At 33.1% G+C, this 14,241-nt stretch carries 13 protein-coding genes; 11 read left to right on the top strand and 2 right to left on the bottom strand.

Annotation, left to right across the window (positions count from 1 at the left end; translation table 11 throughout):
• Nucleotides 1-31: 31 nt before the first annotated feature.
• Nucleotides 32-250 carry a YuzB family protein gene (locus BN3326_RS05070; RefSeq protein ID WP_069998011.1) on the top strand — a complete coding sequence of 73 codons (219 nt, stop codon included), beginning with the start codon at nucleotides 32-34 and terminating at the stop codon, nucleotides 248-250.
• A 56-nt stretch (nucleotides 251-306) separates the two neighbouring features.
• Here the strand turns inward: BN3326_RS05070 and pdaA are convergent, their stop codons facing one another.
• Nucleotides 307-1,107, bottom strand: a complete 801-nt coding sequence (gene pdaA / locus BN3326_RS05065; protein WP_069998010.1) for a delta-lactam-biosynthetic de-N-acetylase — start codon at nucleotides 1,105-1,107, stop codon at nucleotides 307-309.
• A gap of 169 nt (nucleotides 1,108-1,276) precedes the next feature.
• On the opposite strand from pdaA, the gene BN3326_RS05060 reads away from it, so the two are divergent.
• Nucleotides 1,277-2,389 carry a CapA family protein gene (locus BN3326_RS05060; RefSeq protein WP_069998009.1) on the top strand — a complete coding sequence of 371 codons (1,113 nt, stop codon included), beginning with the start codon at nucleotides 1,277-1,279 and terminating at the stop codon, nucleotides 2,387-2,389.
• 58 nt (nucleotides 2,390-2,447) lie between these two features.
• On the opposite strand, the gene BN3326_RS05055 is transcribed toward BN3326_RS05060, so the two are convergent.
• On the bottom strand, nucleotides 2,448-2,816 hold the full coding sequence (locus BN3326_RS05055) for a hypothetical protein (protein ID WP_069998008.1): 369 nt from the start codon (nucleotides 2,814-2,816) through the stop codon (nucleotides 2,448-2,450).
• Nucleotides 2,817-3,147: 331 nt separating this feature from the next.
• On the opposite strand from BN3326_RS05055, the gene BN3326_RS05050 reads away from it, so the two are divergent.
• The 9 genes from BN3326_RS05050 to BN3326_RS05010 all read left to right on the top strand — a co-directional run bounded on the left by BN3326_RS05050 (nucleotide 3,148) and on the right by BN3326_RS05010 (nucleotide 14,218).
• Nucleotides 3,148-4,482: an ABC transporter substrate-binding protein gene (locus tag BN3326_RS05050; protein ID WP_069998007.1), complete on the top strand. Its 1,335-nt coding sequence runs from the start codon at nucleotides 3,148-3,150 to the stop codon at nucleotides 4,480-4,482.
• A 13-nt stretch (nucleotides 4,483-4,495) separates the two neighbouring features.
• Nucleotides 4,496-6,274, top strand: coding sequence for a cache domain-containing sensor histidine kinase (locus BN3326_RS05045; RefSeq protein ID WP_069998006.1), 1,779 nt, complete (start codon nucleotides 4,496-4,498; stop codon nucleotides 6,272-6,274).
• 15 nt (nucleotides 6,275-6,289) lie between these two features.
• Nucleotides 6,290-7,906, top strand: coding sequence for a response regulator (locus BN3326_RS05040; RefSeq protein WP_069998005.1), 1,617 nt, complete (start codon nucleotides 6,290-6,292; stop codon nucleotides 7,904-7,906).
• 223 nt (nucleotides 7,907-8,129) lie between these two features.
• Nucleotides 8,130-9,107, top strand: coding sequence for an ABC transporter permease (locus BN3326_RS05035; protein ID WP_069998004.1), 978 nt, complete (start codon nucleotides 8,130-8,132; stop codon nucleotides 9,105-9,107).
• An 11-nt stretch (nucleotides 9,108-9,118) separates the two neighbouring features.
• Nucleotides 9,119-10,030 (top strand): carbohydrate ABC transporter permease, encoded by a 912-nt coding sequence (locus BN3326_RS05030; RefSeq protein ID WP_069998003.1) that lies wholly within the window; start codon nucleotides 9,119-9,121, stop codon nucleotides 10,028-10,030.
• A gap of 49 nt (nucleotides 10,031-10,079) precedes the next feature.
• Nucleotides 10,080-11,627, top strand: coding sequence for an ABC transporter substrate-binding protein (locus tag BN3326_RS05025; protein WP_083258518.1), 1,548 nt, complete (start codon nucleotides 10,080-10,082; stop codon nucleotides 11,625-11,627).
• Nucleotides 11,628-11,736: 109 nt separating this feature from the next.
• Nucleotides 11,737-12,036 (top strand): sporulation protein YqfC, encoded by a 300-nt coding sequence (gene yqfC / locus BN3326_RS05020; protein WP_069998002.1) that lies wholly within the window; start codon nucleotides 11,737-11,739, stop codon nucleotides 12,034-12,036.
• A gap of 17 nt (nucleotides 12,037-12,053) precedes the next feature.
• Nucleotides 12,054-13,250: a sporulation protein YqfD gene (gene yqfD, locus BN3326_RS05015; RefSeq protein WP_069998001.1), complete on the top strand. Its 1,197-nt coding sequence runs from the start codon at nucleotides 12,054-12,056 to the stop codon at nucleotides 13,248-13,250.
• A gap of 2 nt (nucleotides 13,251-13,252) precedes the next feature.
• Nucleotides 13,253-14,218: a PhoH family protein gene (locus BN3326_RS05010; RefSeq protein WP_069998000.1), complete on the top strand. Its 966-nt coding sequence runs from the start codon at nucleotides 13,253-13,255 to the stop codon at nucleotides 14,216-14,218.
• Nucleotides 14,219-14,241 lie beyond the last annotated feature (23 nt).

Here is a 14,241-nt window from a genome sequence, read left to right as displayed (position 1 = left end):
AAATAAAAGAAATTTAAAGGAGAGGTAACTCATGGTAGAAATAAAATTTTGCGAGAATAATTTTGCACAGGGCACAGAAGAAGTTGTTAATCAGTTAAGAGAAGAAGTGGAAGATATTAATATAGAAGTAGAATCTTGCTTAGGCTATTGCGGAGACTGTGCAGTAGGGCCATTTGCATTGGTTGATGATGAGCTTGTACAGGCAGATACGTCGGAAGAGTTATATGAAATGATTTTACAACATCTATAGAAAGATATGGGCGTGCACATAAGATGATTTTCATCTTATGTGCACGCCCATAATATTTAGGGAAGTAGCTCAAAGTTATAACCTAATCCCCTTGCTTCTTTTATAAAGTCACCTAAAACCTCCGTATTGGTCTTAGAAACTGCATGAAGCAAATAGATGCCTCCATTATGAAGACCATTCAGCATCATTTCTTTGGCTTTTGCATGAGAAGGCTGTTTATTGACATTCCAATCAGGATAAGCGAAACTCCAGAAGATTGTTTTATAACCAAGAGCTTGAGTCATGGCTAATGATCTTTCAGAATAATGACCCATAGGTGGCCTAAAATAAGGTGGCATATCTTCAAACGTGACCTCTTTATATTTATTGGCTACAGTTAGGAGTTCATCTTTAAATTTTTCTTCATTATCTGTAACAGATGGCATAGACGGGTGCGTCGTGGTGTGGTTACCGACGATATGCCCCTCATCAGCCATACGCTTTATAATATGAGGATTTGCAGTAATATAGGTTGCTGTTACAAAAAACATAGCCTGGACATCATGTTCTTTTAAGACATCTAGTATAAGAGGCGTATAACCATTTTCATACCCCTCATCAAAAGTAAGATAAACAACCTGTCTATTTGTATCGCCTAAACATATACCGTCATATTTGGCTAAGTCATAATCTAGATGGGTATTAAATTGGGGTGGCCTATGATCTTTGTTTCTGATAAACCACCAATCCGTTTTACTATTATCAAGATTTTTAAAGCAAGCAGCCTGAGGGGGAACTTCAGTGGGCACAGAGGCTGCATAAAAATGTGTACATAGAGATGCGACTGATATAAGTACCGTTATAATTTTTCTTGTCATGAGATCATCCTTTACGACTTATAAGCATTAACAAAACTATTTTAACCTGTTTTATAAAAAATATAAGTGTTATTGAAAAATTCTAAGTAAGTATTCTATTGATTTTAGCTAAAAAGTTCTATAGGATAAAGTAAGATGAGAAACATGTATTTGAAATTTGGAGGAAAAAATGAAAAAACTTATTGCATTAATAGTAGTCTTAGTAGCAGTACTCACAGTATTTATAGGTATAGGGGTAAAAATGATAAAGGATAACTATACGGAAGTATCTTATGCTGCACCTGTAGAGAGTGTTCTGATAGAAGCAGATGTGGATCAGTTGCCTGAAAAAAATATCGAAATTGAAAACAACAGTAATCAATCTGTAATAGAGGAAAAAGAAAAAAGTCGTATTACGATAAGTGCAGCCGGTGACTGTACACTAGGGTATAGCGCAAAACAGAGTACTTGGAATAGGTTTGATACTGTATTTAAAACAAATACTCCAGATTATTTTTTTGAAAATGTAAGAACTATTTTTGAAGATGATGATCTGACGATTGTTAATTTAGAGGGACCTCTTACGCGTTTGGGTACGCCGGTTGAAAAAGAATTTGTTTTCAGAGGGGAACCAGAGTATGTACATATTTTGACAAGCTCAAGTGTTGAAGCAGTTAATTTAGCTAATAATCATACGCGGGATTATGGGGATGTGGGATATGATGAAACACAAAAAGTTCTTAAGGAGGCAGGCATTGGTTTTTTTGGAGAGCAGACGGTGTTTTATCACACAATTAATGATATACGTGTTGGGTTAATAGGCATGAAAGGGTGGTCGAGTGACAAATGGGTAAAAGATAACCTGACTCGGCTTATTTCGGAGGCAAAGCTTAAATCGGATCTCATTATTGTAATGTTTCATTGGGGAGTAGAGGGGACTTATTACCCAGTAGCAGCTCAAAAAGATCTCGCAAAGCATGCAATAGATGAAGGGGCTCATTTAATACTAGGATCACATCCTCATGTTATACAAGGTATTGAAAAATATAAGGAGAGGAACATTGTGTATAGCATGGGAAATTTTTGTTTTGGAGGTAATAGAAACCCATCTGATAAGGATACGTTTATTTATCAAGAAACTTTTGAGCGCACAGAGACGGGGATAGTATCTGTCGGTAGTCAAGTTATTCCGTGTCGGATCTCCTCGGTTGAAACTTATAATGACTATAGACCTACACCACTCCAGGGCGATGCGAAACGCATAGTTGAGGAAAGACTAGAGACATACAGTCAAATAGAATAAAATAAACCTATATACTCAAATGATCGGCAGCCTGTTTGAGTATATAGGTCATATAAGATTATTCATTTGATAAAGTGCAATAATAATAAAGACTATTATTTTTAAAATCCATAGTGTTTAAGCAATTTTCAAAAGTATGCAATGCCTTTTGCCATTTAAGTTTTGCAACTTCTAGACTGGTTTTTTCTTTAAAAGGAAATCTTCTGGTCATATAATTTTGGATTGTTTCGATAATCATTTCTAAATCTTGGGCATTTAAGTAGAGGGTTATTTGGTTAAATTCTGTATAGTTTTTGATGAGACACTTTTCAAGGGCTAAGTCTACTAAAAAGCTATCTAAAATGTAATTGTTATGCCAGTGATAGATCTCCGTTTCGACAGGAGAATGGATAGGTTTTGATTTTAAGTAGGCATCTAAGTTCATCATTTACAATCCTCCTTCCACCAATGCTGAAATTTAATTATTTATTTTTATAGTAGCTTATTTTGCCTTAAATGTATAGAGGTATTGCAGTAAATTTATAGTAAATTATGAAAAGGATAAGTTATTGTTTTTTACGGGACGCTTTAATTACTAAGGTGTAATAAAGTATCATGTCAAACAACTAAACGTTATAATGAGTACCGTAAAACATAAAAATATGGTAATATGATATAAAAGAAAAATAAAGACATTGGTTGATTTTGTAAATATTATAAATGATCAATATAGTAGATAGGGTTGTAACTATAAAATTATATAAAAAGGACTGAAAGGCATGCGAAAAAAATATATTCTCTCTTTAACAATCATTATATTATGCTTTATTTTTTTATTTATAAGCTACTTATCTAATAATAAGCATGATATTTCCATTATGCCTATTGATTCTTTCAGTCAAAAAACTACCATACAATTTATAAGCAGTTGGGCTGCTTACGATACTAAATCTACTAGGCTAAAAACAGTATTAAAAAACTTCAGCAATAACTATCCAGATATAGAAATCGTTAACAAATCAATGGCAGGGGAAGATTTTCTTTTTGTACTAAAAACAGATTTTGCTAGTGGCAATGATCCGCATGTTTTTGGATTGTGGCCAGGATCTGACTTTAGATTGTTAGTTGAACAAGAAAAAGTGGCAGATCTCACTGACTTGCTTAAAGAGAATCCTGTTTGGTACGATCAATTTAGAGAAGCAACGTGGGATTATGTTACGGTTGATGAGAGGATATATGGATTGCCCTTAGAAATTATTTATGAGGGGTTATTTATTAATCGTGATTTATTTGAAAAATATAATGTTAAAATACCTGCTAGTTTTGAAGAGTTATTGGAGGCTATTCGTATTTTTAAGGGGTATGGTATTACACCTATTGCCTATAATGCAACACCTGAAGGCAGTTATATCTATCAGAATATAGTCATGAAACTGGGAGGTAAAGAGGATGTAGAACACCCGTTTGATGAGGAGGGGCGTATTAAGCCGTGTTATATTGAAGGCATGTATTATATGAAAGCACTCTACGAATCAGGTGCTTTTCCACAACAAGCATTACTATTAGATGATAAAACAAGAAATGATCTTTTTATTAATAAACAAGCTGCTATGATTGTTCAAGGATCCTGGTTTATTGGCGATAATGCACTAAGCAGTCATGATTCAACAGTCGATATTATACCTTTCCCTATGATAGAAGGTGGTAAGGCACATGAAAGTGCCATTATTTACGGATGCGGCAATGGTATTTTTCATATCAGCCAGAAAGCTTGGGAAGATGGAAAAATTAAAGAGGCATGTGTTTTATTATTGAAAGAATTGACAGCTGTTAAAACAGCAAAACTACTTGCAGACGACTCAGGGTTTATTAGTAATATTAATTTACCGCGCAATATGAAAGAAACCGCAAGTATGACAAAAAAAGGTGAGGAGCTTGTTCAGAATGCGAAAGAACTGGTGGGACCTGTAGATAGTTTTATTGATCGGGGAATATGGGAAAATATTGTTGTTCAAAAGTTTCCGCAGGTATTAGAAGGCAAAATTTTGCCTGAAGAAGTCTTTGAACAAGTAGAAGAGGTTATGACAAATAAAATTAAGAGAAATAATCCTTAGTGGAGGTCGTGAAATGCTTAATTATTTTTTAAAATTCTACAAAAAGACGTCTATTAAGCAAAAATTATTATTATTGTTTTCTATACAGATTATTATCCCGCTTATATTTATGGGTGTAATGCTTTATAGAAACACTAAAATGATCATACAAAAAAAATCAATTACTTATGCAATAGATACTTTGAAAATGGTTGAGTTGAGAATAAATGACTTTTCAAAAAATGTAATTGATATTTCAGAAGATCTTCTTTATGACACAGATGTTTATAAGGCTTTGAATGACCACGAACACACCAATAAAGATCTTAGTTATTATACTACCAGGGTGCACACTAATAATTTATTAAGAAAAATTTGTTTATCAAGAAAAGAAATTCAATCTATTGCACTTATTTCAAAAAACAAAACATTTTACACCTACGATCTTAATAGTGGGAGAGCCAGTCTTGAAGATGTTATTCCTTATGATGCTATTTTACATACAGCAAGAATAGCCAGGCAGAAACCTGTATGGTTTTCAGATAAAGATATTAAGGGCAATATCAAAAATTTATATCTTATACGTATGATTTATGATGTAGATAATTTTAATGAAGCAGGACTTATGGCGATTTGTATTAATAGAGAATTTCTAAAAAGTAGTTACAGTGAATTTTCCACAGAGTTTATGCAGGACATTAATATTTTATCAAAAGACAATGTATGGATTACTGGAACAATGCCTTATACCAAAAATCAATTTGCTAGTCTTTTGAAAATAGATAATGACAACAAATATGACTATGTTATTGATAAAGAGAATAATGTATTATTAGCTTATATGAAAGTCAATAATGGAGAATGGGTTGTAACAACAAGAAGTTCTTTGAGTAAACTTAATGAAGAGCTAGACAGATTTAGGCTGATGTTTACTATGGTTATTATATGCACTATTTTAATTCTTTCTATTTTTAGTATTTTAATGGCAATGGATATTATAGACCCTATTAACCGTTTAGTTGATGGGATTAAAAAAGTTGAAGAAGAAAATGTTCATCAAGAAGTTGTTGTAGATCGAAGTGATGAATTAGGCTACTTAAGTAAATGTTTTAATAAAATGACGAAAGAGATAGATATTTTGGTCAATCGTGTTTATAAAGAGCAATTAACTAGAAAAGAAGCGGAGCTTAAAGCACTGCAAGCTCAGATTAATCCACACTTTCTTTTTAATACATTAGAATCAATTAATTGGATGGCGCAGCTAAATAATGTCCCTGAAATCAGGGATATGGTTACTTCACTAGGATCCATTATGGAAGCCAGTATTGGAAAAGGAAATCCGCTTATATCTCTCAAACAGGAACTTAAATATATAGACAGCTACATTCTTATCATGAAAAATCGCTATGGTGATAGGTTAACTTATGAGAGTGATATTGATGAAACAGTATTGGGCGCTCATGTGCCTAAGTTGCTTTTACAGCCTCTAGTAGAAAATGCTATCTATCACGGGGTAGATAGAATGAGAAAAAAAGGAGAAATTAAGCTAACTATAAAAAAAGATGAAAATACAATTCATATTGAAGTGAGAGATAATGGTAAAGGTATTGAAAAAGAAGAGCTTGTTGCGCTTAATAAGAAGTTTGAAGAAGTAAACGATGACTACTTATTAATGAGACATAGAAAAGGGATAGGACTTGAAAACGTTAATGGAAGAATTAAGTTGTTTTTTGGTCAGCAGTATGGGCTCACTATTGAAAGTGAGTATGAAAGTTATACTAAAATAAAACTTACTATTCCAGTAAACTACTAGAAGGGGGAGAGTGTAATGTTTAAAGTTTTAATCATTGATGATGAACCTACAATTCGTAAAGGGTTAATTAATATTATAAATTGGAGAAAATTCCAATGCGAAATATGTGGTGAAGCTTGGGATGGCGTAGATGGTCTTGAAAAAATGGAAGAATTAAAACCGGATATTGTTTTTGTAGATATCAGTATGCCTGAAATAGATGGCTTAACGCTTATTAAAAGAGCTAAAAAAATTGTTCCGCATAGTAAGTTTATTATTCTATCAGGCTACAGAGAGTTTACCTATATGCAAGAGGCTATTAAAATAGGGGCATTTGATTATATTTTAAAACCTTCTAGTATAGAAGAATTGTGTGAAGTGATTAAAAGGGCAGTGATTGAACTTAAATACCAAAAAGAAGATCAGCTCGAAATCCGAAAGTTGAAAAAGTGCTTTGAAGAAAGCATCCCGTTGTTAAAAGAAAAACTGTTATATGATATTATCTTTCAAATTAATATTAATGAAGAAGATATCAATGAAGGATTTGAACTTTATGGCCTACAGATAAAAGATTTTGTCATGATGATTATTGAGATTGATGAAGAATCGGAGAAAAAAGAACCTTATCAAAGACAGCTTTATCAGTTTGGGATCATTAATACAGTAGAGGAAATGTTTGCTGAAGACTTTAAAATAGAAAAAATTGTACTTAATAGCAAGCAAATGGCATTTATTGTTCTACCTGTACAAAATAAAGACTTATTAATTGAAAGTGTTTACAAAAAAGCAAGCAGTATTCAACAGCTCGTAGAAAGCTGTTTTGATTTTACAGTCACCATTGCTATTAGTACCAAGGGAAAGGGTGTAGAAAAGCTACATGAAAAAATGATGGAGTGTAAAAATGGCCTTTCTTATAGATTTTATATGGGAGATAGTTCGATCATTCTTTATAGAGATTTAGATGGCTTTTATAAAACAGAAGACAGCCTTCTAACAGAAGGATATGATAAAAGTCTATATGAGGCAATTAAAACTGGCAATGAAGAAAATGTGAAACGCATACTAATACAAATTAAAAACAAAGTAGTAGAAACAAGTATCGAGCCGGAACATATAAAGACCTTCTATTGGAATCTAATCTATGAGATTAATAATATAAGAATAGCTATAAAGAATTTGGAAACATCTGATAAAGAAGTTATTAAGGATATATCGAGTTTATATCGAATGATTGAAACAGCTACCCATATTCGCGATCTTCATGAGTTGTTAGAGCAAGTTGCTGGAAATGTTGTTAATCGTATTAATAAATATAATAAGAAAAGCATTAATCAAATTTTACAAAATGCTATGAAATATATATGTGATCATTATGCTATGTCAGTTACACTTAATGAACTTGCAGAGCACACCTATGTAAGTACTTACTATTTAAGTCGGATGTTTAAAAAGGAGCTAGGTAAAAACTTTGTAGAGTATCTGAGCGAAGTACGTATAGAAAAAGCAAAGGAACTCCTCAAAGATAATAAATATAAGACCTATGAGATAGCGGAACTTGTAGGTATTCAAGATCCTCACTACTTTTCTAAAATATTTAAAAAATATGTTAATATGACCCCTACTGAGTATAGAGAAAAATACATATCTATTTAAAGTTAATGATACACCGTATTCGTTCTGCACACCGTGCAGATTGGATAAGGTGTATTTTTTTGACTAGTTTCCAAATTTTAAGTGCTTTAGCTGATGTAAATAGAAGATATTGTTGTAAATTTATGTAAAGTGAGAAACGAGGCAGTTTTCATAAAAGACAACATAGTCTATTACTAAAAAATAACAAAAGTCATAATATAGGGGTGAGGAGAGGTGAGAGCTGATGAATAGTCAAACTAAGACAGAACATGTAATAACTAGAAAGGTTAAAGTAAAGTCTAAAAATAAAGAAGGTTTTTTACATGAATTAAACAAAAATAAGGCGCTGTTTTTTATGTTATTACCAGGCCTAGTGATAATGCTTATCAATAATTATTTACCAATGTTTGGACTTGTATTTGCTTTTAGAAAGATGGATAACTATAGGCAATTGTTTGGGTCGGGGTGGGCAGGACTTAGTAATTTTAAGTATTTATTTAATTCGAATACTGCTTGGACAATTACTAGAAATACCATTGGATATAACTTTGCCTTTATCATTATTGGCGTAATTGTTCCGGTTATCATAGCCATTGGACTTAATGAACTGCGTAATAAAAAGGCTGGTAAGATTTATCAAAGTTTATTCTTTATTCCCTACTTCCTTTCATGGGTGGTGATTAGTTATTTGACAATGGGATTATTAAGCAATGAATTTGGCGCAGTTAATCGCTTATTAACCTTTTTCGGCCAAGAGAAAATTTCATGGTATATCGCTCCAGAATATTGGCCGTATATTATTATATTTGTTAATACATGGAAGTGGACTGGATATGATACGATCGTGTACTTAGCTTCAATTGTAGGGATTAATCAAGAGCTTTTTGAAGCAGCAGCAGTAGATGGTGCTTCACGGTTTCAGCAAATATGGCACATTACAATACCTAGTTTGATTCCACTAGCTATTGTTCTTGTACTGATAAGGCTGGGCCGAATGTTCTACACAGACATGGGGTTGTTTTTCACCGTCCCAAGAAATATGGGACCATTACAGAATGTTACAAATACTATTGATACTTATGTGTATCGTGCATTTATCCAAACAGGGGATATCGGACTTGCATCAGCTGCTGGATTTTATCAAGCTGTACTTGGACTCGTTGTTATTCTTTCGTTTAATGCTTTGGTTAGAAAATATGATAAAGATAGTGCGATTATATAAGGGGGGCGAAGATGTTGAAAATTAGGCAGAAAAATGATGAATCAGGCATACAAATATCTCAAACGTCCAATGTTATATTAAATGTCATTTTTATTTTATTGGCGATAGCATGTGTATATCCTCTCTTGTTAATTTTTGCAGTATCTTTTACAGATGAGATTACACTTGCTAATACGGGGTATAGGTTATTACCTACTAAATTAAGCTTGTCGGCTTATGCGTACATATTAAAAAACATAAGTTCTATTATACGTGCATATGGGGTCTCGATTTATGTCACTTTAGTAGGAAGTACAGTAGGTCTTTTAATTATGGCAATGTATGCTTACCCGCTGTCTAGGGATGATTTTAAGTATAAAGGTATATTTAATACAATCGCTGTTATTACAATGATGTTTCAAGGAGGGCTTGTGCCAACCTATATGGTGTATGTTAATATACTTCAATTAAAAAATAAGATGGCTGCACTCATTTTAATGTATTTATTTACAGCTTTTTATGTCATGATTATCCGTACTTTTTACAAAACAAATGTATCAAAATCACTTATTGAGGCGGCGCAGATCGACGGGGCTCATGAGTTCTTAATATTCTTTAAGATTGTTATGCCGCTTGCGAAGCCAGCATTGGCTACGATTATGATGTTTAGTATGCTCGTTTATTGGAATGATTGGTATGCGCCACTTTTATATATTGAGAAGGCAGAACTATATAATCTTCAGTTTTTGATGTACAATGTGCAGTCAAAAATAGCAAATCTTGCTATGGTCACAAAGGGTGGGAATGTTAACTTGCAAGACATTCCATCAGAAACAGCCAGAATGGCACTGGCAATAGTTGCTATTGGACCTATTATTCTAGCGTATCCATTTTTTCAACGTTATTTTGAAAAAGGGATTTCGTTGGGAGCTACAAAAGAATAGTAGGTTTAATATAAATATTTTTATTTTACTTAAATTAGGAGGAGTTAGTATGAAGTTGATGAAAAAGGGGTTAGTAGCTTTTTTAAGTACTACATGTGCTTTAAGTATGGTTCTTTCAGGATGCGGAGCACAAAGTACTGCATCTGCAGATAGTGCAAAAGTTGAGGAATCTAAAGTAGAAGAAGCTCAAAATTCTGTTGCGGGATCTGATATTGATTTATCAAAACAAGTTGAACTTTCTTGGTATTTTATTGGAAATGGACCACAAGAGGATGTTGCTAAAATTGAAGAGGCAGTTAATAAGTATATTATAGAAAATACTGATTTAAATGCGACGGTTAAGCTAAATTGTTTTGACTGGGGGACATATCCAGATAAAATGCAGGCTATGATCGCATCAGGGGAGAAGTTTGACATCTGTTTTACAGCGAACTGGACTAATAATTACTTCCAGCAATCTGCTAGACAGGCGTTTCTACCACTAAACGACTTATTACCTAAATATGCTCCAAAAACTTTAGAAATGTTAGGGAATGATTTCTTATCAGGTTCACAAATTGAGGGCGTTAACTATGCAATTCCTGCTAATAAAGAAAAAGCACATCAATGGGGCCTTGTAATACGTAAAGATATCGCAGAAAAATACAATATGGATTTTTCAGGAGTTAAAACACTCGAAGATATGGAACCTTTCTTTAAGATAATTAAGGAAAATGAAAAAGGTATGTATGCATTAGAAGCAGTTATTGGAGAATCACCTTTTAGACTACTGGATTTTGACAGAATTGGTGATGAAAGATATCCAGGGGTTGTCTGGAACGATTCGGCAGATATGAAAGTGTTTAATGAATTAGAAGCTCCAGAAACTATGGCATTTTTCAAACTTATGAATAGTTTTTACAAAGCGGGCTATATTCGTGAAGATGCTGCAACGATCAATGACTATTCAGCAGATCATAAAGCTGGAAAAATGTTTGCAGCAGTAAGATCATTAAAACCAGGGAAAGATGCTGAAGAAAGCAACGCCATGGGTTACCCATATATTCAAATAGAACTAACACCTCCAATTATTTCAAATAGAGAAACGACAGGTTCAATGCAAGCTGTTTCGGCTACTTCTCAAAATCCAGAACGTGCTTTAATGTTTTTAGAATTATTTAATACAGATCCAGTTCTAAATAACCTTATTAACTTTGGTATAGAAGGCATACATTATGAAAAAGCAGGAGAGGGTATTATTAAAGCTGGTCCTGAGAATGCCAAATATAATCCAGGTACAGGTTGGATGTTTGGTAATCAATTTATTAACTATTTATGGGATAATGAAGATCCAAATAAATGGGAAAACTTTAAGAAATTCAATGATGCTGCTACAGGTACAAAAACACTTGGTTTCGTATTTAATGCAGATACAGTTAAAACTGAAATTGCTCAGTGTGCAAATCTTTGGGATCAATATATTCCAGCGATGGAAACAGGTACTGTAGATCCTGAAAAGATGCTCCCAGAAGCTATTGCGGCATTTAAAGCAGCTGGTGCAGACACTATCATTGCAGAAAAACAAAAACAATTAGATGCTTGGGTTGCAGCTAAATAAATCATTTTATAATAGCTTAAAAAGCTTAAATGTCATAGACATTTAAGCTTTTTTTATTCTACATGTCCCATAAAGTGCATATGATTAACTATAAGGGGGATGTGTGCGTATGAGGAGAAATAAGAAAATAAATAATATGAAAAAAGAAAATATACGAGAGCAGCTTACAGAGGCACTCGATATTCCAAAAGAAGTTATTATTGATTTGCCAGTTATTACATTAACTGGAAACAAAGAAATAAATGTAGAAAATTTCAATGGTTTATTAGAATATACTAGACAAAAAATAAGATTAAACACAAGATCTGGAATACTTGTAATAGATGGGATTGAATTAGAAGCTAAAAATATGACAGCAGAGAGAATATGTATAAAAGGCAACATACTTCATATTACATTTGTTGTGTAGAATAAGGAGGAATGACTTTGTTTTTAACATTGTGGAATTATTTACGGGGGTATGTTATAGTAGAAGTAAGTGGTTTTTCAATGGAAAGATTTATCAATCTTGCTGTCAACAATAACATTTACTTATGGGATATACAAGAAAAAGATCATAAGATATATTTCAAAACAGGCATTGAGGATTTTAAGAGGCTTAAGCCGCATGCTAAAAAAGCGAGATGCCGTTTCAAAGCGAAGTATAAAAAAGGCTTTCCATTTGTTGCATATAAATATAAAAAAAGAAAAATGCTTACAATTGGAAGTGTATTATTTATTTTAATGATTTGGATGCTTGCGTCATTTGTGTGGCTTGTAGAGGTCGAAGGAAATGAGAGAATTAGCAGCCTTGATATTATTACTTCTTTAGAAGCAAAAGGCTATAGTGCGGGTAAACTTAAAACAAAACTTAATCTAAGAGAAGCTGAAACCTATCTCATTAATCAATATCCAGATATTGTTTGGGCAGGTATAAAATTTGAAGGGACACGCCTCTTAGTTCAAATAGCAGAAATAGTGCCGAAACCACAGATGAATGATGAAAATGTACCTTGTAATATTATTGCAAAAAGAGATGCACTTATTACATATATTGCAACGTACAAAGGAATGCCGCTTGTTAAAAAAGGAGATACTGTAAAAAAAGGAGATGTGTTAGTTGCAGGTCAGATGCCTTTAGGTATAGATGATCCTAATATGTATTTTACAGCATCCAGAGCAAATATTAAGGGTAAGACTACTTATTATATGCAGGGAGAGGCTTCTATACAGCAAATGAGCAAAGACTATACAGATCATGTCAGTAGGAAGTACAGTTTAAAGCTTTTTAATAAATTAATACCTTTTTTAAATCAAAAAGTTTCTTTTGAGTACTATGATCGTGTTATTACAACCAATCAATTAAGGATTACAAAATTATTTCCCCTGCCTTTTGCATTTGAAGTTGAGGAAAGGTTAGAGTACGTTCCGGTGATTACTGAGATTACAGAACAAGATGCAAAAGATCAGCTTCTTGCGCGCTTATGGGAAGATTTAAGTAAAAACTTATCTGATACTGCAATTATTTTAAAAAGAGATGTCTTTTTTTCTAAAACGGGAAATGCTATTAGTGCAATATTAAGTGTGATTGCAGAAGAAGATATTGGCTATGCTGTAGAATTGCAAAATGAAGGAGAAAACTAAGAATGAGTATTGTAGAAAGAAAACTTGAAGTGCCTTCTTGCTATATTGCGGGTGTTTTTGGACAATTCGATGAACATATTATTTTGCTAGAAAAAGAGCTTGGTGTAAACTTTGTCGTAAGAGATGAAAAAATTAAAATCTCTGGAGAAGGCGAAAAAGTGAAACTCGCGGCACTTATTATTAAAAAGTTAATTGGATTTGCAGAAAAGGGTGAAAGCATAGATACTCAAATGGTGAATTATACAATGGATAAATTAAAAAGCAGACAGGAAAAAGAATTGGAGGATGTTAATACTAATATTGTAACACTTACCTATCTAGGAAAGCCTATAAAATGTAAGACGATTGGACAAAATGAGTATATTAAAAATATAAAAGATAATGTAGTTGTGTTTGGAGTAGGTCCAGCAGGAACAGGTAAGACATATTTAGCAATGGCGATGGCAGTAAATGCTTTTCGTAAAAATGAGGTAAGTAAGATCATTTTAACAAGACCAGCTATTGAAGCTGGAGAGAAATTAGGCTTTTTACCAGGAGACTTGCAAAGCAAGGTAGATCCGTATCTTAGACCGCTATATGATGCGCTTTTTGAAATTATGGGGGCAGAAAATTTTGAAAAAAATATGGAAAAGGGACTCATAGAAGTTGCCCCCCTTGCATATATGCGTGGACGAACGCTTAATAACGCTTTTATTGTATTGGACGAAGCACAAAATACAACACCTCAGCAAATGAAGATGTTTTTGACAAGAATTGGTTTTAATTCAAAAGTAGTTATTACTGGAGATCTTACACAGGTAGATTTGCCAAGTGAAAAATGCAGTGGACTTAAGGAAGCACTACGTGTCTTGAAAAATGTAAAGGGTATTGGATTTAGCCATATGGACAGAAATGATGTTGTGAGACATCCTCTTGTACAAAAAATTGTAGATGCTTATGATATATTTGAAAATAGGAAGGAGAAGTAAGGGTTTTAATTACAGGGGGGTTA

The sequence above is a fragment of the Cellulosilyticum sp. I15G10I2 genome, assembly GCF_900095725.1.
Taxonomy (GTDB): Bacteria; Bacillota; Clostridia; order Lachnospirales; family Cellulosilyticaceae; genus FMMP01.
Note: the sequence above shows the minus strand (reverse complement) of the source record. Positions and strands in the feature narration are given on the sequence as shown.

Excerpts from the sequence above, each read along its gene's own strand:
- BN3326_RS05070 (WP_069998011.1), top strand. The coding sequence starts at position 32 with ATGGTAGAAATAAAATTTTGCGAGAATAATTTTGCACAGGGCACAGAA.
- pdaA (WP_069998010.1), bottom strand. The coding sequence starts at position 1,107 with ATGACAAGAAAAATTATAACGGTACTTATATCAGTCGCATCTCTATGT.
- BN3326_RS05060 (WP_069998009.1), top strand. The coding sequence starts at position 1,277 with ATGAAAAAACTTATTGCATTAATAGTAGTCTTAGTAGCAGTACTCACA.
- BN3326_RS05055 (WP_069998008.1), bottom strand. The coding sequence starts at position 2,816 with ATGATGAACTTAGATGCCTACTTAAAATCAAAACCTATCCATTCTCCT.
- BN3326_RS05050 (WP_069998007.1), top strand. The coding sequence starts at position 3,148 with ATGCGAAAAAAATATATTCTCTCTTTAACAATCATTATATTATGCTTT.
- BN3326_RS05045 (WP_069998006.1), top strand. The coding sequence starts at position 4,496 with ATGCTTAATTATTTTTTAAAATTCTACAAAAAGACGTCTATTAAGCAA.
- BN3326_RS05040 (WP_069998005.1), top strand. The coding sequence starts at position 6,290 with ATGTTTAAAGTTTTAATCATTGATGATGAACCTACAATTCGTAAAGGG.
- BN3326_RS05035 (WP_069998004.1), top strand. The coding sequence starts at position 8,130 with ATGAATAGTCAAACTAAGACAGAACATGTAATAACTAGAAAGGTTAAA.
- BN3326_RS05030 (WP_069998003.1), top strand. The coding sequence starts at position 9,119 with ATGTTGAAAATTAGGCAGAAAAATGATGAATCAGGCATACAAATATCT.
- BN3326_RS05025 (WP_083258518.1), top strand. The coding sequence starts at position 10,080 with ATGAAGTTGATGAAAAAGGGGTTAGTAGCTTTTTTAAGTACTACATGT.
- yqfC (WP_069998002.1), top strand. The coding sequence starts at position 11,737 with ATGAGGAGAAATAAGAAAATAAATAATATGAAAAAAGAAAATATACGA.
- BN3326_RS05010 (WP_069998000.1), top strand. The coding sequence starts at position 13,253 with ATGAGTATTGTAGAAAGAAAACTTGAAGTGCCTTCTTGCTATATTGCG.